The 16,943-nt window shown below is 64.7% G+C and carries 21 protein-coding genes; 11 read left to right on the top strand and 10 right to left on the bottom strand.

The window, feature by feature from the left end:
• Window positions 1–116: 116 nt before the first annotated feature.
• The 4 genes from IVB36_RS18450 to IVB36_RS18465 are packed head-to-tail and all read right to left on the bottom strand — an operon-like array spanning window position 117 to window position 3,932.
• Complete coding sequence (locus IVB36_RS18450; protein WP_018455574.1) at window positions 117–857, bottom strand: ABC transporter ATP-binding protein; 741 nt, start codon at window positions 855–857, stop codon at window positions 117–119.
• Window positions 854–1,687 (bottom strand): ATP-binding cassette domain-containing protein, encoded by an 834-nt coding sequence (locus IVB36_RS18455; RefSeq protein ID WP_247392680.1) that lies wholly within the window; start codon window positions 1,685–1,687, stop codon window positions 854–856. Before IVB36_RS18455 ends, IVB36_RS18450 begins: the two co-directional genes overlap by 4 nt.
• Complete coding sequence (gene livM, locus IVB36_RS18460; protein WP_018455576.1) at window positions 1,684–3,003, bottom strand: high-affinity branched-chain amino acid ABC transporter permease LivM; 1,320 nt, start codon at window positions 3,001–3,003, stop codon at window positions 1,684–1,686. The genes IVB36_RS18455 and livM overlap by 4 nt, the downstream gene beginning before the upstream one ends.
• An 11-nt stretch (window positions 3,004–3,014) precedes the next feature.
• Window positions 3,015–3,932 (bottom strand): branched-chain amino acid ABC transporter permease, encoded by a 918-nt coding sequence (locus tag IVB36_RS18465; protein WP_018455577.1) that lies wholly within the window; start codon window positions 3,930–3,932, stop codon window positions 3,015–3,017.
• Between the two features lie 338 nt (window positions 3,933–4,270).
• Here IVB36_RS18465 and IVB36_RS18470 point away from each other — a divergent pair, with 338 nt between their 5' ends.
• Window positions 4,271–4,807 carry a hypothetical protein gene (locus IVB36_RS18470; RefSeq protein ID WP_018455578.1) on the top strand — a complete coding sequence of 179 codons (537 nt, stop codon included), beginning with the start codon at window positions 4,271–4,273 and terminating at the stop codon, window positions 4,805–4,807.
• Here IVB36_RS18470 and IVB36_RS18475 read toward each other — a convergent pair.
• From IVB36_RS18475 to IVB36_RS18485, 3 genes are all read right to left on the bottom strand, one after another.
• Complete coding sequence (locus IVB36_RS18475) at window positions 4,769–5,161, bottom strand: carboxymuconolactone decarboxylase family protein (protein WP_085351059.1); 393 nt, start codon at window positions 5,159–5,161, stop codon at window positions 4,769–4,771. The two genes, IVB36_RS18470 and IVB36_RS18475, sit on opposite strands and share 39 nt — an antisense overlap.
• Before the next feature lie 107 nt (window positions 5,162–5,268).
• On the bottom strand, window positions 5,269–6,051 hold the full coding sequence (pcaD, locus tag IVB36_RS18480) for a 3-oxoadipate enol-lactonase (RefSeq protein ID WP_018455580.1): 783 nt from the start codon (window positions 6,049–6,051) through the stop codon (window positions 5,269–5,271).
• A 36-nt stretch (window positions 6,052–6,087) separates the two neighbouring features.
• Window positions 6,088–7,443 (bottom strand): 3-carboxy-cis,cis-muconate cycloisomerase, encoded by a 1,356-nt coding sequence (locus tag IVB36_RS18485; RefSeq protein WP_026232978.1) that lies wholly within the window; start codon window positions 7,441–7,443, stop codon window positions 6,088–6,090.
• Between the two features lie 184 nt (window positions 7,444–7,627).
• On the opposite strand from IVB36_RS18485, the gene IVB36_RS18490 reads away from it, so the two are divergent.
• The 10 genes from IVB36_RS18490 to IVB36_RS18535 all read left to right on the top strand — a co-directional run bounded on the left by IVB36_RS18490 (window position 7,628) and on the right by IVB36_RS18535 (window position 15,594).
• Window positions 7,628–8,074 (top strand): carbon monoxide dehydrogenase subunit G, encoded by a 447-nt coding sequence (locus IVB36_RS18490; RefSeq protein WP_018455582.1) that lies wholly within the window; start codon window positions 7,628–7,630, stop codon window positions 8,072–8,074.
• 164 nt (window positions 8,075–8,238) lie between these two features.
• Window positions 8,239–8,724, top strand: coding sequence for a (2Fe-2S)-binding protein (locus IVB36_RS18495; protein WP_007602418.1), 486 nt, complete (start codon window positions 8,239–8,241; stop codon window positions 8,722–8,724).
• Window positions 8,725–8,757: 33 nt separating this feature from the next.
• Window positions 8,758–9,564 (top strand): xanthine dehydrogenase family protein subunit M, encoded by an 807-nt coding sequence (locus tag IVB36_RS18500; protein WP_204511636.1) that lies wholly within the window; start codon window positions 8,758–8,760, stop codon window positions 9,562–9,564.
• 62 nt (window positions 9,565–9,626) lie between these two features.
• Complete coding sequence (locus IVB36_RS18505) at window positions 9,627–10,562, top strand: MoxR family ATPase (protein ID WP_026232979.1); 936 nt, start codon at window positions 9,627–9,629, stop codon at window positions 10,560–10,562.
• 132 nt (window positions 10,563–10,694) lie between these two features.
• Complete coding sequence (locus tag IVB36_RS18510) at window positions 10,695–11,897, top strand: VWA domain-containing protein (RefSeq protein WP_085361694.1); 1,203 nt, start codon at window positions 10,695–10,697, stop codon at window positions 11,895–11,897.
• A 9-nt stretch (window positions 11,898–11,906) separates the two neighbouring features.
• Window positions 11,907–12,230: an XdhC family protein gene (locus IVB36_RS18515; RefSeq protein WP_007602422.1), complete on the top strand. Its 324-nt coding sequence runs from the start codon at window positions 11,907–11,909 to the stop codon at window positions 12,228–12,230.
• 2 nt (window positions 12,231–12,232) lie between these two features.
• Window positions 12,233–12,934, top strand: a complete 702-nt coding sequence (locus IVB36_RS18520; protein WP_018455586.1) for an XdhC family protein — start codon at window positions 12,233–12,235, stop codon at window positions 12,932–12,934.
• On the top strand, window positions 12,931–14,535 hold the full coding sequence (locus IVB36_RS18525; RefSeq protein ID WP_018455587.1) for a molybdopterin-binding/glycosyltransferase family 2 protein: 1,605 nt from the start codon (window positions 12,931–12,933) through the stop codon (window positions 14,533–14,535). The genes IVB36_RS18520 and IVB36_RS18525 overlap by 4 nt, the downstream gene beginning before the upstream one ends.
• Before the next feature lie 195 nt (window positions 14,536–14,730).
• A complete protein-coding gene (locus IVB36_RS18530; protein ID WP_018455588.1) occupies window positions 14,731–15,120 on the top strand; it encodes a DUF4189 domain-containing protein in 390 nt (129 codons plus the stop codon).
• 63 nt (window positions 15,121–15,183) lie between these two features.
• Window positions 15,184–15,594 carry a DUF2000 family protein gene (locus IVB36_RS18535; RefSeq protein WP_018455589.1) on the top strand — a complete coding sequence of 137 codons (411 nt, stop codon included), beginning with the start codon at window positions 15,184–15,186 and terminating at the stop codon, window positions 15,592–15,594.
• Between the two features lie 43 nt (window positions 15,595–15,637).
• Here IVB36_RS18535 and IVB36_RS18540 read toward each other — a convergent pair whose 3' ends face one another.
• Genes IVB36_RS18540 through IVB36_RS18550 form a run of 3 tightly spaced genes read right to left on the bottom strand, consistent with a single transcriptional unit; the run spans window position 15,638 to window position 16,859 of the window.
• Window positions 15,638–16,051, bottom strand: coding sequence for a GFA family protein (locus tag IVB36_RS18540; RefSeq protein WP_018455590.1), 414 nt, complete (start codon window positions 16,049–16,051; stop codon window positions 15,638–15,640).
• A gap of 11 nt (window positions 16,052–16,062) precedes the next feature.
• On the bottom strand, window positions 16,063–16,527 hold the full coding sequence (locus IVB36_RS18545; protein ID WP_247297309.1) for an SRPBCC domain-containing protein: 465 nt from the start codon (window positions 16,525–16,527) through the stop codon (window positions 16,063–16,065).
• Window positions 16,524–16,859: a metalloregulator ArsR/SmtB family transcription factor gene (locus IVB36_RS18550; RefSeq protein ID WP_018455592.1), complete on the bottom strand. Its 336-nt coding sequence runs from the start codon at window positions 16,857–16,859 to the stop codon at window positions 16,524–16,526. The genes IVB36_RS18545 and IVB36_RS18550 overlap by 4 nt, the downstream gene beginning before the upstream one ends.
• Window positions 16,860–16,943: the final 84 nt, after the last annotated feature.

Consider the following 16,943-nt stretch of genomic DNA (forward strand, 5'->3'; position numbering starts at 1 on the left):
TGCCCGGTTCAAACCGGCGCCATTCTTGAATGAATTCGAGGAGAAGTCACCGGCAAAATACGGGCATTGGCAGAGATATCGCCAAATTCGGCCGCACGGGTTCGCCTTGGGCGGCCTCAGCCGTGCCGGCCGCCTTCCAGGTAGGCGGCGCGAATCTCGGGGCGCTGCAACAACTCGGCACCGGTCCCGGCCAGGGTGATCAGGCCATTGACCATGACATAGCCGCGATGGGCGAGCTTGAGCGCGTGGTTGGCGTTCTGCTCGACGATCAGCACGGTCAGGCCGTCCTGCCGGTTCAGAGTGCGGATCGCATCGAAAATCTGGCGCGCGATCAGCGGCGCCAGACCGAGCGAGGGCTCATCAAGCAGGAGCAGGCGAGGGCGGCTCATCAAAGCGCGGCCGATGGCCAGCATCTGCTGCTCGCCGCCAGACAGGGTTCCCCCGCGCTGGCCGTAGCGTTCCTTCAGCCGCGGAAACAGCGTGAACACGCGTTGTAGCGTCACCTCGCGTTCGGCGTCGGTGCATTCGGTGGCGTCCGCCCCCATCTGGAGATTTTCCGCCACGCTCATGCGCGGGAAGATGCGGCGGCCTTCCGGCGATTGCGCGATGCGCAAATGCGCGATCTCGTGGGTGGGCACTTCGGTGATGTCGCGGCCTTCGTACAGGATCTGGCCGGCGCGGGCGCGGGGCTTGCCGAAGATCGTCATCATCAGCGTCGATTTGCCGGCGCCGTTGGCGCCGATCAGCGCCACGATCTCGCCGGCATTGATCTCGAGGTCAACGCCCTTCAGCGCCTCGATCTTGCCGTAGGCAGCGCGAAGGCCGTGGATCGCGAGCAGGGCAGTGGGCGACGTCACGACCCGCTCTCCATCACGGCCGCCGCCTCTTCCTCATCGGTGCCGAGATAGGCGGCGATCACCTTCGGATTGTCGCGAACCTCGCGCGGGGAGCCTTCAGAGATCTTCACACCGTGGTCCATCACCACGATATGGTCGGAGATCTCCATCACCACGGACATGTCGTGCTCGATCAGCAGGATCGAGGTGCCGAGCTCGTTGCGGATCGACAGCAGCAGCTCGCTCAGGGCGGCGCTCTCGCGCGCATTGAGGCCGGCGGCGGGTTCGTCCAGGCACAAGAGCGCGGGCTCGGTGCACATCGCGCGTGCGATCTCGAGTCGTCGCTGGTCGCCATAGGCAAAATTACCGGCAGCATCGTCGGCGCGATCGAGCAAATTGACGCGCTTGAGCCAGTCGGTGGCGAGATCGATCGCGCGCTTCTCGGCGTCGCGGTAGACGGGCGCGCCAATGAGCCCGAGCAAGGTGAAGCCGGAGGCGCGCATCAGCGCGTTGTGCTGCGCCACCATCAGGTTTTCCAGCGCGGTCATGCCGGGAAACAGGCGGATGTTCTGGAAGGTGCGGGCGACCTTGGCCTGCTTGGCGATGCGGAAATCGTTCAGCCGTTCCAGCGCGATCACCTTGCCGTCGTCATGGCCGAGGCGGATGGCGCCGCCGCTCGGCTTGTAGAAGCCGGTGATGCAGTTGAAGACCGTCGTCTTACCGGCACCGTTGGGTCCGATCAGCGCGGTGATCTTCTTCCGCTCGGCAGCAAACGACAGGTCCTGCACCGCGACGATGCCGCCGAAGCGCATGGTGAGCCGGTCGACCTCGAGAATCTGGTCGCGGCTCATCCGTGCCCCTCCTTGACGAGGTCCGATGAGATCGCGTGGGCCTTGGTCAGGTACACGGTCGGCGCGCGATGGCCGATCAGGCCGCGCGGCCGCCAGATCATGATCAGCACCATGGCCATGCCGAACACCAGCATGCGATAGCTCTCGAGGCTCCGGAACAGTTCGAAACCACCGATCATGGCGAGCGCTGCGAGCGCCACGCCAAGCTGCGAGCCCATGCCGCCGAGCACGACGATGGCGAGCACCAGCGCCGATTCCTGGAAGGTGAAGGATTCCGGGCTGATGAAGCCCTGGCGGGTCGCAAAGAACGCGCCGGCAAAGCCGCCGAACATCGCACCGGTCGCGAATGCCGTGAGCTTCGTCGTGGTGGTGTTGATGCCGAGCGCGCGGCAGGCGACCTCGTCCTCGCGCAGGGCTTCCCAGGCACGGCCGATCGGCAGGCGGCGCAGCCGGATCGTCACCCAGTTGGTGAGCAGCGCGAGCGCCAGGATCAGGTAGAACAGGAAGACGATGCGATGGGTCGGAGAATATTCGATGCCGAGTCTGGCGGCGAGCCCGTTGTCGCTGTTGTCGAGCGGGATGCCGAAGAAAGAGGGGCGGGGAATGCTGGAGACGCCGTTGGGGCCGCCGGTCAGATCCTGCCAATTAATGATGACGAGGCGAATGATCTCGCCGAAGGCGAGCGTCACGATCGCGAGGTAGTCGCCGCGCAGGCGCAGCACGGGGAAACCGAGCAGCACGCCCCAGAATGCGGCGAGGACGCCCGCTAGCGGCAGGCAGATCCAGAATGACCAGCCGAAATTGGTCGCAAGCAGCGCGTAGGAATAGGCGCCGACCGCATAGAAGGCGACATAGCCGAGATCGAGCAGGCCAGCCAGCCCGACTACGACATTCAACCCCCAGCCCAGCATCACATAGGTGAGCACGAGGATGGCGAGATCGAGGATGTAGCGCTGGTCATAGAAGATCACAGGCACCAGCAGGGTGAAGATCAGAAGCGCCGGTGCGAGATAGCGGCCGAGGAACGACATTCCGCTCTGCACCGCCGGCGGCACCAGCTTCTCGGCGCCGGTCGGACCGATCCATTGCTTGAGCAGCTCGAGCACGATCGAGCCGCCGAATACCGCGGCGACGAGGGAGGCGACCTCGCCGAAGCGCGTCCAATAGGTGAGCTGGCCGTCGGAACCGGCTTCGGTGCGGACGCCGACCATCAGCGAGAACAGCACCAGCGCGATCAGTGCGTTGACGCAGGCGGTCTTCAGGAGAGCGGGGATGCCCGATGCGGTTTTGGCCGTATTGATCGAGGGAGCTTTCACGCGCGCGACCGTCAGACTTTTTCGACTTCGGGGCGGCCGAGCAGGCCGGTCGGCATGAAGATCAGCACGACGATCAGGATCGAGAACGCGGCGACATCCTTGTATTCGACCGAGAAATAGGCCGACCAGAACGTCTCGATCAGCCCGATCGCGAGCCCCCCGAGCATGGCGCCGGGCAGCGAGCCGATGCCGCCGAGTACGGCCGCGGTGAACGCCTTGATGCCGGCGACGAAGCCCATGAAGAAATCGACCAGGCCGTAATAGAGCAGGTACATCAGGCCGGCCACTGCGGCGAGCGCAGCGCCGATCACGAAGGTCATGGAGATAGTGCGGTCGACGTTGACGCCGAGCAGCGCCGCCATGGTCTGGTCCTGCTCGCAGGCGCGCATGTCGCGCCCGAGCCGTGTGCGCGACACCAGCCAGGTGAAGATCGCCAGCAGCACGATGGTGGTGATGACCACCACGATCTGGATATTGGAGAGCTGGATGACGAAGCCATCGGCGCTCTCGTGCAGCGTATAGCCGCCGGTGATCACTGGCGGCACTGGCTTCACCCGCGCGCCTTGCGCCACCTGCGAATAGTTGGTCAGCACGAACGACATGCCGATCGCCGACAGCATCGGCGCGAGGCGGAAGGAGTGGCGCAGCGGACGGTAGGCGATGCGCTCGATGGTCCAGCCATACAGGGCGGTGATCGCCATCGAGACCAGGATCACGATCAAAAGGATCACCGGGACCGCAGTCAGGCCCGTCGAGACCAGCAGAAGGAAGGTGATCAGGGCGATGAAGCCGCCGATCATGAAGACATCGCCATGGGCGAAGTTGATCATCCCGACGATGCCGTAGACCATCGTGTAGCCGATCGCGATCAGCCCGTAGATCGAGCCGAGCACGAGACCGTTGATGAGCTGCTGGGCGAAATAATCCATAGGCTGCCGTACCCAAATCTGACGCGGCTCAAAGGGAGCTCTTCGAGAGAGTGCTGGTTTCTTCTCGGGCCCCGGCAGCCCTTAAGCATTCTCGTTTTGTAACAGGAGGGAACTGGCGGCTGCAACCGGCCTCGCCTCCGCATCAAGGCTTTTACAGAGATCATTTGGCGCTCCGGTTCCCCCGCAATGGGCGGAACCGGCTCCGTCAGCGCCATCGGATGCCTGTCGGGAGGCAGTTAAGGTAAACAAAGGGTTTAAATTGCCGCCACAGTCTGATGCGAGTTAGCTCCCGGCAGAGCCTTTCATCGAAGGCGCGGCCAAACGAAGCGGGAAGCGGCATGTTCGGAAACTGGCGGATCGGTTCGGTCAACGGCGCACTTCTGGCGGCCTATTTCATCCCGACCTGGACCCTCGTTGCCTTCAACATCATGGTGGCGCCGGTGCACGGCCTCTATGAGCGGCCGAGCGTCGCAGTCGCTCTTTTCCTCAGCGACCATCTCCAGATGGCGGGGATGGACACGGTGCGCGCCGCCTGGCTGCTGGCGCTGGGGCGCTTAACGGTGGTGGCGTTCTTTGCGATCTACCTTGCGCTGCTCTGCATCCCCCGTATCCGCAAGAACGGCGGCAGCGACGAAGCGCTCGGCATTGCGCTTGCGATCGGCAGCCTGATCTCGTTTGCGAGCATGATCATGGCCTCGAAGGTCGGCGAGATGGCCGCGCTGCGGCTGCACGCCACCGAACTTCTGCTCTTGCTCGGTGCCGCCATCGTGGTGGTGATCGAGCGGCCCGCGGCGGCGCCCAAGATCGTTCAGAAGCCCGTCGAGGCCACCCCGCCGCTAGGTCTTGAGCAGGCCGAGCTCCTGCACAATCGCTGAGGCTTCCTTGACGGCGTGGTTCGCCGCCGGCACGCCGCAATAGATCGCCTGCTGCAGCAGGATTTCCTTGATGTCGTTGGGCGTGAAGCCACCCTCAGCGAGGGCCGCGCGCACATGCAGGCGGAATTCATCCCATTGCCCAAGCGCAACCATGGTGCCGATCACCAGCACCCGCCGCGTGCGCTCGTCGAAATGCGGCCGCGTCCAGATCTCGCCCCAGGCGTAGCGCGTGATCATGTCCTGGAAATCGGTGTTGAATGCATTGCGACCCGCGATCGACTTGTCGACCCAGGCATTGCCCAGCACTTTTCGGCGCACGTTCATACCGGCATCGCGGCGTTTCTGGTCGTCCATGCTGTTTCCTCCTTCGTCATTGCGAGGAGCGAAGCGACGAAGCAATCCAGTCTCTCACGGCAGACGGATTTCTGGTTGCATCGCTGTGCTCCCAACGACGGTTGTGGCTAGCGTTGCGTCAAAAAGCCCACGACCGCGTCGGTGAATGCGTGCGGCTGCTCGACATTGGAAATGTGGGCGGCGTCAATGATGGTCATGCTCGCGCCGGGAATGCTTGAGCGGATCAATTCACCCGCCGAAATCGGCGTCGCCATGTCGTGGCGGCCGGCGATCACCAGTGTCGGGTTCTTGATGTTCGGCAGCAACGCGCGCTGGTCGAGCGTCGACAGCGCTTCGCAGCAGGCGAGATAGCCTTCGAGCGGCGAGGCCAGCAGCATCTCCTTCATCCTGGCGGTGATGTCGGGCGCGCGCTCGCGGAAATCCTGGGTGAGCCAGCCGGCGATAACGGCGTCGGCGACGGCGGCGATGCCGCCCTTCTTCACCGCGTCAATGCGCTCGAGCCATTTGGTCGGCTCGGCGTAGTAGCAGGAGGTGTTGGCGAGGATGAGCTTGCCGAAGCGCTCCGGCGCGTTCGCGCCGAGCCATTGCCCAACCATGCCGCCCATCGACAGGCCGCACCAGTGCACTTTTTCGATATTGAGGTCGTCCAGGATGGCGAGCACGTCGCGGCCGAAGCGCTCCATGGTGTAGGGGCCGGGCGGAACGTTGGACTTGCCGTGGCCGCGGCGGTCGTAGCGGATGACGCGGAATATCTGCGTCAGTGCCTTCATCTGCGGCTCCCACATCTGCAGCGTGCAGCCGAGCGAGTTCGAGAGCATCAGCGTCGGCCCCCCGTCGCGGCCCTCGACGGAGACGTTGATCAGGCAACCGTCGGCATCAATCATGGGCATGCGGGCGTCTCCGTTTTATTTGCGCGCAGGACTGCTTTATTCGCGTTCGAGGCTGTCGAGCAGGCGATCGATCAGGGCTTGGGAAGCGCCTTGATAGGCCATCGGCTCGAGCAACGCCGCAATTTTTTCCGGCGAAAGATGCGCAGTGACATGCGAATCGGCTGCGAGCACCTCGCGCAGATGCTTCTTCTCGGCGACCGCGCGCTTGCTCGCGGCCTCGATCAGATGATGCGCATCGCTCTTGCCGATCGTCTCGGCCAGCGCAAAGGTAACCGCTTCCGCCATGATCAGCCCGTGCGTCGCATCGAGATTGCTGCGCATGCGCGCGGCATCGACATCGAGACCCTCGGCGATGTCGACGATGGCGGCAAGCGCGCCGGAGGTGACCAGCATCAATTGCGGCAGCGTCGGCCATTCCGCGTGCCAGGGACCGGCGCTGCGTTCGTGGTCCTGCACCTGTGCGGCAAAAATCGTCGCTGCGAGCTGAGGCGCCATGGTCGCGCAGCCGAGCGCGCTTGCGGCTGCGACCGGGTTGCGCTTGTGCGGCATGGTCGAGGAGCCGCCGCGGCCTTCCCCGGCGGGCTCGAACGCCTCTGCGACGTCGGTCTGCATCAGCAGCGAGACGTCGCGCGCGATCTTGCCGCAGCTTCCGGCGAGAATCGCGAAGGCTGATGCGGCTTCCGCGATGCGGTCACGGTGGGTGTGCCAGGGGGCTTCTGGCAATGGCAGGTTCAGCTCCTGCGCCAGCCGTTCTGAAACGACGAGCCCCTTGTCGCCAAGTGCCGCAAGCGTGCCGGCCGCGCCGCCGAATTGCAGTGCGAGGCCCTCGCGGCGCAGCCGCCTGAGGCGGCAGCGGGCGCGGGCAAGGCTTGCGGCATATTCGGCGGCCTTCAGTCCGAACGGCATCGGCAGGGCGTGCTGGAGCCAGGTTCGCGCCACCATTGCCGTGTTGCGATGACTGCGCGCAAGTGCGGCAAAGCCCTTGATGGCGCGGCTGAGATCGGCGTCCAATGCATCGATGCCGGCGCGAAGCGTGAGCATGGTCGCGCTGTCGATGACGTCCTGGCTGGTCGCGCCCCAATGCACGTAGCGTGCGGCCTCGGCGTCGGCCTTGCCGACATTGGCGGTTAGAGTCTTGACCAAGGGGATCGCGAGATTGCCGGATCGAGTCGCGGCCTCGGCCAGCGCAGCCATGTCAAAGGTATCGGCCTTGCACGCGGCTTCGATCGGGCCCACCGCGGACGCGGGAATCACACCCGTGGCCGCCTCGGCTCGGGCGAGGGCTGCCTCGAATTCGAGCATATTCTGAAGGGTCGACCGGTCGTCGCAGACCGCGCGCATGGCCACGCTCGACAGCATCGGCGCGAGCAGGGGGGAGAGGGATGTGCTCATATTGTGCGGGACCTAACCACCATGACCCGCCTGTGCCAATCCCAAACCGGCGGCGCAAGCTTTTTGCAGTTGCGAATATGCATTGCACGTGACCGAGGGCCACCCTTTCTTTTGCCGCCTCCGTGCGGTACTTGAGCTGCATTATAGTTGCGCGATCCAAGTTCGGTATCCCGGGAGGCACCCAATGGCCATGACGATGAACGGCGAAGTCCAGCTTGCGGCGCCGCGCGAGGCCGTGTGGGCCAAGCTCAACGATGCCGAGGTGCTGAAGGCCTGCATCCCCGGCTGCGAGGAGCTGGAGAAGACCGACGATGGCGGCTTTCGCGCGACGGCGAAAATGAAGGTCGGTCCGGTGTCGGCGCGCTTCAAGGGCAAGGTCACACTGTCCGATCTCGACCCGCCGAACGGCTACAAGATCTCCGGCGAAGGCGAGGGCGGGGTGGCCGGCTTCGCCAAGGGTGGCGCCGTGGTCAAGCTTGCGGAGAAGGACGGCGGCACGCTTTTGTCCTACGAGGTCGAGGCGCAGATCGGCGGCAAGTTGGCGCAGCTCGGCCAGCGCCTGATCAACGGCGCCGCCAAGAAACTGGCCGACGAATTTTTCGCGAACTTCGCCAAGGCGGTACAGGGCTGAAGGCCAACACCTCAAGCATTGCGCCTTTCGGCATATCGCGTTTTGTCATGGCGCCTTGCATTCCGGGTGATGTTGCCCCGGGGCATAATGGCCCATATGATGGGTTGGAATAAATATAAGAACCGCTTCGACGGGACCCGTCGGGGCGCTGATAGAGAGTGTTTATGGCAAAAATCTCCCTCATCGTGAACGGCAATCCTGTCACGGCCAATGTCGATCCCCGCACCCTGCTGGTGCAGTTCCTGCGCGAGAATCTGCGGCTCACCGGCACCCATGTCGGCTGCGACACCTCGCAGTGCGGCGCTTGCGTCGTGCATCTGGACGGCAAGGCCGTGAAGTCCTGCACCACGCTCGCCGTGATGGCCGACGGCCACGAGGTCAAGACGATCGAGGGCCTGGCCGCCGACGGCGCGCCGCTGCATCCGATGCAGGAGGCCTTCCGCGAACACCATGGCCTGCAGTGCGGCTTCTGCACGCCCGGCATGATCATGACCGCGATCGACATCGTCCATCGCAAGGGCAACGAGCTCGACGACCACACCATCCGCGAGGAGCTGGAAGGCAATCTCTGCCGCTGCACCGGCTACCAGAACATCGTCACCTCGATCTCCGCCGGCGCCAAGGCGATGGCGAAATCCGATCTCGCGTAAACCTCGCGCGCACTCTGCGATCAGGACATTCAGATGTACGATTTCAAATACCATCGCCCCGGGACCGTTCGGCAGGCCGCCAACCTCCTGGTGAAGAACGAAGACGCCAAGGTGATCGCCGGCGGCCACACGCTGATTCCCGTCATGAAGCAGCGCCTCGCCAGCCCGCCGCATCTGGTCGACCTCTCCCACATCGATGGGCTCAACACGATCGAGATGAAGGGCCGCGCGCTCGTGATCGGTGCCACCGCCAGGCATGCCGAGGTCGCAAGCTCCGCCATCGTCGGCGAGGCGATCCCGGCGCTCGCGAACCTGGCCGGCCAGATCGGCGATCCCGCCGTGCGCCACAAGGGCACGATCGGCGGCTCGCTCGCCAACAACGACCCGACAGCGGACTATCCGGCTGCCGTGCTTGCGCTCGGCGCCACCATCGTCACCAACAAGCGCCGCCTCAAGGCGGAGGAGTTTTTCCAGGGCCTGTTCACGACGGCGCTCGAAGCCGACGAGATCATCACCAAGGTGATGTTCCCGCTGCCGAAGAAGGCGGCCTATATCAAGTTCCGCAACCAGGCCTCGCGTTACGCGCTGGTCGGCGTGTTCGTGGCGCGGCGTCCCTCCGACGTGCGGGTCGCGGTCACCGGCGCCGGCTCCGAAGGCGTGTTCCGTGTCACGGCATTCGAGGAAGCCCTGAAGAAGCGCTTCGCCGCGAAGGCGCTTGAGGGCATCGAGGTGCCGGCGGACGGCCTCAACAGCGACATCCATGGCAGCGCCGAATACCGCGCGCACCTCATCGGCGTGCTGACGCGGCGTGCCCTCGACGCCGCCAACGCCAAGGAGTGAGTGATCCTCACGCCTCGGCCCAAACTTGTCCCCGGTGAGGGCGTAGCGAGACTGGCTTTTTCATGACCTCAGCGGCCAATACGTCCGGTGCCAATACTTCAGTTGTATTGCCGGCATCGGTCGATTCGATGCTCGAACTCCTGACGTCGCGCGGCTATCTCGCCGAGCGATCGCTGGCCACGGTGACCTATCTGTCGCTGCGCATGGGCCGGCCGCTGTTTCTGGAAGGCGAAGCCGGCGTCGGCAAGACCGAGATCGCAAAAGTGCTGTCGGCGGCCTTGGGGCGGAAGCTGATCCGTCTACAGTGTTACGAAGGCCTCGACGTTTCCTCGGCGGTCTACGAATGGAATAGCGCCGCGCAGATGATCGCGATCCGGATGGCGGAAGCCGCCGGCGACACCGATCGCGATCAGCTCTCCTCCGATATCTTCGCCGACCGCTACATGATCAAGCGGCCGCTGCTGCAGGCGCTGGAGCCCGACGTTGCGGGACCGCCGGTGCTCTTGATCGACGAGCTCGACCGCGCCGACGAGGCGTTCGAGGCGTATCTGCTCGAAATCCTCAGCGACTTCCAGGTGACGATTCCCGAATTCGGCACCGTGAAGGCGCCGCATCCGCCGATCGTGATCATCACCTCCAACCGCACCCGCGAAATCCACGACGCGCTGAAGCGGCGCTGTCTCTATCACTGGGTCGATTATCCCGATGCCGATCGTGAGCTCGCGATCGTCAAGTCGCGCGTGCCGGGCATCTCCGCGAAACTGTCGCAGCAGGTCGTGCGCTTCGTCCAGGCGCTACGCAATCAGGATTTCTACAAATCGCCGGGCGTTGCCGAGACCATCGACTGGGCCACTGCGCTGTCGGAGCTCGACGCCCGCTCGCTGACCCCGCAAGTGGTCGGCGACACGCTGGGCGCGCTGCTCAAATACCAGGACGACATCACGCGGATGCAGGGCGACACCTTGCAGAAGGTGCTGAAGGACGCGACGAGCGAGTAACTTGTCATTCCGGGGCGCGCGGGAGCGTGAACTCTGGTGCGCAATTGCGCACCTGAGAATCTCGCGCCACAATCTCTGGATTCCGGGTTCGTCGCTTCGCGACGCCCCGGAATGACGGAGCGAGGAAAGACCATGGCCATCAACCACCTTGCGCCTGAGCAGACCGAGCAGTTCGCCGACAACATCGTGGGCTTCGCCCGCGCGCTGCGTTCGGCCGGCATGCCGGTCGGGCCGGGTGCGGTCATCGATGCCATGAGCGCGCTTGAGGTGATCGACATCGGCCACCGCGCCGACGTCTTCACCACGCTGGAGGCGATCTTCGTCAAGCGCCATGAACATGCGCTGATCTTCAAACAGGCCTTCAACCTGTTCTTCCGGGCGTCGGAAGAGTGGAAGCACATGCTGGATTCGGTGCCGTTGCCGGAGCAGGCCAAGAAGAAGCCGCAGGCCGGCTCCCGCCGCGTCCAGGAGGCGATGTCGCAGCCTCGCATGACGGAGACGCCGCAGCACCAGGAGCAGGATTTGCGCCTGTCGGTCTCCGACAAGGAAATCCTTCAGAAGAAGGATTTCGCTCAGATGAGCGCGGCTGAGATCACCGAAGCGCTCCGCGCTGTCGAGCGGATGCGGCTGCCGCAGGCCGAGCTATTGACGCGCCGGCACCGGCCTGATGCGCGCGGGCTTCGTCTCGATTTGCGCCGCACCTTACGCGCGTCCTTGCGCACCGGTGGCGACATCATCGACATCCATCGCCTCGGGCGGATCGAGAAACCGGCGCCGATCGTCGCGCTGCTCGACATCTCGGGTTCGATGAGCGAGTACACCCGCCTGTTCCTGCATTTCCTGCATGCCATAGGGGACGCGCGAAAACGTGTCTCGGTGTTCCTATTCGGCACTCGCCTCACCAACGTGACCCGGGCGCTGCGCCAGCGCGACCCCGACGAGGCGCTGGCGAGCTGCTCGGCCTCGGTCGAGGACTGGGCCGGCGGCACGCGGATCTCGGCCTCCCTGCACAATTTCAACAAATTGTGGGCGCGGCGCGTGCTGAGCCAGGGCGCCATCGTGCTGCTGATCTCCGACGGGCTGGAGCGGGAAGCCGATTCCAAGCTCGCCTTCGAGATGGACCGGCTGCACCGTTCCTGCCGGCGGCTGATCTGGCTCAACCCGCTGCTGCGGTTTGGCGGCTTCGAGGCCAAGGCCCAGGGCATCAAAATGATGCTGCCGCACGTTGACGAATTCCGTCCGGTACATAATTTGAGCTCGATCCAGGAGCTGATCACCACGCTCTCCCGGCCGCTGCCGCCGCATCACCGCAGCTTGATCCGCTCCGCAGCCTGAGAGGTAGCCATGCTCGATCGCGACGAGGATATTCTGAAGGCGGCGGAGGACTGGCAGAAGGCCGGCCGTGGCGTCGCGCTCGCCACCGTGGTCGAGACCTGGGGCTCGGCACCGCGTCCGGCGGGCTCGAGCCTAGTCATCAACGACGAGGGCACGTTCCTGGGGTCCGTCTCCGGCGGCTGCGTCGAGGGCGCCGTGGTCACGGAGGCCATGGATGTGATCCAGAGCGGCAAGCCCAGGATGCTGGAGTTTGGGGTTGCCGACGAGACTGCCTGGAATGTCGGGCTGTCCTGCGGCGGCACCATCCGCGTCTTCGTCGAGAAAGTCGGCTAGCCGTGAAGCTCGAGATCCTGCACGAACTCAATACCGAGCGCGCCGCGCGCCGCGCGGTGATTTTGGTCACCGACACCGAGAGTGGTGAGCAGCGCCTGGTGAAGGCCAAGGATTTTGCCAAGGATCCATTAGGCGCCGAGCTCGACAAGCAGCTTCGCATGGGCAAAAGCGCCAGCGTCGAAGCCGGCGGCAAGAAGCTTTTCCTCAACGTCTATGCGCCGACCGCAAAGCTCGTCATCGTCGGCGCCGTCCATATCAGCCAGGCTCTGGCACCGTTGGCGCGCTCGCTCGGCTACGACGTCACCGTGGTCGATCCGCGCACGGCCTTTGCGAGCCCCGAGCGCTTCCCCGACGTTCCACTGGTCGCGGAATGGCCCGACACGGCGCTGCCGCTGCTCAACGTCGACGCCTACACGGCCTTCGTCGCGGTAACGCACGATCCCAAGATCGACGATCCCGCGCTGCTGCACGCCTTCGAGCGCAACTGCTTCTATATCGGCGCGCTCGGATCGCGGAAGACGCACGCCAAGCGCGGCGACCGGCTGCGGGCGCAAGGCGCCAAGGAGGCTGACATCGCGCGCATCCACGCGCCGATCGGGCTTGCGATCGGCGCGGTCTCGCCGTCCGAGATCGCGGTCTCGATCATGGCCGAGATCACGGCGGTGCTTCGCCTGCCGCCCAAAGAAAAAGAAGAAGCCGCATGAAGTTCGGCCCGGCGAGTCCCAGGGATGCGATCGGCGGGGTGACCGTCCACACCCTGCGCCAGGGACCGCTGGTGCTGAAAAAGGGCACGACGATCGGCCCGGCCGAGGTCGAGGCGCTGGAGCGCGCCGGCATCAAGGACGTTGTGGTGGTGCGGATGGAGGAGGGCGATGTCTCCGAGGACATCGCTGCCGCCAGCATCGCGCTCGCGGTCGGCGGCGAGGGCATCCATGTCGAGCGCGCCTTCACCGGCCGGGCCAATCTGTTCGCCGCGCAGCCAGGCGTGCTGGTGATCGATCGCGCCGCGGTGGACCGCATCAACAATATCGACGAGGCCATTACCTTTGCCACGCTCTCCGCCTACAAGCCGGTGGTCGAGGGCGAGATGGTCGGCACCGTCAAGATCATCCCGTTCGGCGTCAAAGGAAACTTGCGTGATGCCGCGGTGAAGGCCGCGGGTCGCGACGTTCTGAAGATCGCGCCTTACGTCATCAAGCGCGTCGGCGTGGTCTCGACGCTGCTGCCCGGCCTGTCCTCCAAGGTGATCGACAAGACGTTGCGGGTCACCGCCGAGCGGCTGGCGCCAGCCGGAGCCGGCATCATCGCGGAGCGGCGGGTTCCGCATGAGGAGCAGGCGCTGTCGGCTGCGATCAAGGAACTGCTGGGACTTGGCGCCGAGCTCGTGATCGTGTTCGGTGCATCCGCGATCGCCGACCGCCGCGACGTGATCCCTGCGGCCGTGACCGGCATCGGCGGCGAGATCGAGCATTTCGGCATGCCGGTGGATCCCGGCAACCTGCTGCTGATTGCCCGGGCCGGCGCCGTGCCGGTGCTGGGCGCGCCCGGCTGCGCGCGCTCGCCGGTCGAGAACGGCTTTGACTGGGTGCTGATGCGGCTGCTCGCCGGCATCAAGGTGACGCGGTCCGAGCTGATGGGCATGGGTGTTGGCGGCCTCCTGATGGAGATCGTCACGCGCCCGCAGCCGCGCGCAAAACCGGAGATCGAGGGCAACAACCAGGTCGCGGTCATCGTGCTCGCAGCAGGCCGCTCGACCCGGATGGGTGGGCCGAACAAGCTACTGGCCGAGCTCGATGGCAAGAAGCTGGTGCGAATAGCGACCGAGCAGGCGCTGGCCTCCAAGGCGTCCGAGGTGATCGTCGTCACCGGCCATCAGACCGAGCTGATCGAACAAGCCTTGCAGGGCCTGAAGGTGCGTTTTGTCAAAAATCCGGATTTTGCCGGCGGCATCGCAAGCTCGGTCAAGGCGGGCATCGCGGCCGTTCCCGAGGCGTCCGACGGCGCCGTGGTCTGCCTCGGCGACATGCCGCTGATCGACGCCGGCCTGATCGACCGTCTCATCGACGCGTTCGCACCGGACCGCGGCAATCTCATCGTCGTGCCCGTCAGCGAAGGTCGCCGCGGCAACCCTGTGCTGTGGTCGCGCCGCTTCTTCAAGGAGTTGATGACGCTCGACGGCGATGTCGGCGCGCGCCATCTGATCGCCAAGCACACCGAGGCCGTCGCCGAAGTGCCGGTCGACGGCGAGAGCGCCTTCCTCGACATCGACACGCCGCAGGCATTGGAAGCGGCACGGCGGGGATAGCGGTTCGTAGGGTAGGCAAAGGCGCGCAGCGCCGTGCCCACCATCCCTCGACACGGTGGTGTTTGATTGGTAGGCACGCGTCGCTTTGCCACCCTGCGGCACGCCCAGGCCTCAATTCAACGCCCCGTTCACCATCTGGAAACAACCGCCGCTTACAGTCACCTTCACCTGCCTTGGGGGGAGGGGTGTTTTTCCATGGCTTCGAACGTCGTCGCGCGCCGTTGCGCGATGTTTTTCTTTGCGCTGTCCGTCTGCATCGCGGGCGCTCGCCATATCACGGATGCGCATGCCGCCGGTGCATTTGCGGTCGGCAAGTGCGGCGCTTACGGCCAGGCCTTTGATTATGGCGCCGAGCACGAAGCCCGTGCGGCGGCGCAGAAGCAGTGCAAGGGCGATTGCACGACCGTGACGATGAAGCGCGCCTGCGCCGCGATGTCGGTCGATCTTTCCAATCCCTGCGGCGCCTATGGCTATGCCGTCAAGCCGAAGATCTCGACCACGCTCAATGCCGCCACGCGCGAATGCTACAAATACGGCGGCAAGGAATGCGTGATCCGCGCCTGGGCCTGCGACGCCAAGGGTTGATTCCTGTTGCAGTCATTCCGATCGTGCGTAGCATCGAATCCGGAATGACAGTCGGGGAGTTGCATGCAGTTCGATACCAAGATCGCCATCGTGATTCGTACCGATCTTCAAGCCTGGCAGAAGCTCAACGTCGCGGCCTTCCTCACCAGCGGCATCGCCGCGGCCTTTCCGGAATGCATCGGCGAGCCCTATGAGGACGCGTCGGGCACGAAATATCACGCGCTGATCGGTCAGCCGATCCTGATCTATGGCGCCGACGGTCCCGCATTGACGCGCGCGCTCGATCGGGCCCTGACGCGCAACGTCAAGCCGGCGGTCTATACCGAGGACATGTTCAAGACCACTCATGATGCCGCCAACCGCGAGGTGGTGAGGGCAGTGGCGCGCACCGATCTCAATCTCGTCGGTCTCGCGATGCGCGCGGAGCGCAAGGTGATCGACAAGATCGTCGACGGGTTGAAGTTTCATAGTTGACGTGAACGCGCGCGGTCTTGCGCGCGCTTCCACCTGCGATGCCTCACCCCGGCGGCATGCCCGCGAATTTGGGCAGGTCAGGGTCAAGACGATCCCAGTGATGTCCGCGCGCGGCGAAAGTGACCGCCTGCGGCTTGTAGCGGGCGGGCTCGTCGAGGCTTGCGGCGCGGATCGTGAAGACGTCGGGCTGTGCCGCGAAGGTCATGTACACAGGCACGCCGCACTGTGTGCAGAAACCGCGCGTCTTCACGTTGCCGCTGTTGGCGACCATGTCCCAATGCTTTGCCTCGCCCGTCACCGTGACGCCGTCGCGTGCGAATGTCATGTACGAGCCGTGGGCGCTGCCGCTTTCGCGCTGGCAGTCCCGGCACTGGCAGTGATTGCTGAACAGCGGCTCACCGGCAATCGAATAGCGGATCGCGCCGCAGGCGCAGCCGCCGGTATAGGGCTTGGTCATGCGATTACTCCTTACTTGTCTTCGCCGCTGATCTCGTCGAGCTGGCGGACGACCTTCTTCCAGCCGCCGCTCATGCCCGTGTAGGCCGATTCGTTCCTGGGCAAGACGAAGCCCGCATGAACCAGACGGATCCGCGTGCCGTCCTCGACCGGGGTGAGGGACCACGTCACGACGGTGTCGAGCGGCGCGCCGTAGCCAATGTTGCGCTCATCGCCGCCCTTCCAGGCGTAGACGAGGCGGCGGTTCGGCATGACTTCCAGGACCCGGCAATGGATGACACCATCCCATGCGCCGCCCGGCGTGGTCTGGTAGGTGAAAGAGTTGCCTTCGACGGCCTCGAAACCGGTCGGCGGCATCAGCCAGCGCGCGATCAGCTGGGCGCTGGTCAGCGCCTTCCAGATCGTCTCCGGCGCATGAGGGAGCACCTCGTCGATGACGATGTCTTTTGTCTCGGCTTTCAATCCAACAGCACTCACGGGTCGATCTCCTTCAAGAGGTCACGCAGGTTCTGGAAGCGCTCGCGCCAGAACACGCCGTAATGGTCCATCCAGGAGACCAGCGGTTCGAGGCCTTGCGGCGCGGCACGGTAATAGACGTTGCGGCCCTCGGCACGCTCGGCGACGAGGCCGGCCTGCTTGAGGGACTTCAAATGTTGCGAGATCGCGCCTTGCGTCACGCCACTTCCCCGCGTGATTTCAGCGACGCTGATCTCCGTGCTCTCGAACACGCGTTCGAAGACGGCGCGTCGCGTCGGGTCCGCGAGGGCGCGCATGACGGTGGTAACGGGATTTGGGGCGGCTTCGATCATAGGATTAGATTAGCCGTCGCTAATGAATTAGTCAATACTAATTTGTGGACCAGATTGGGTCCGTAGCGCTGTCTTGACTATGAC

This window comes from Bradyrhizobium sp. 35 (assembly GCF_023073215.1).
Classification (GTDB): domain Bacteria; phylum Pseudomonadota; class Alphaproteobacteria; order Rhizobiales; family Xanthobacteraceae; genus Bradyrhizobium; species Bradyrhizobium canariense_D.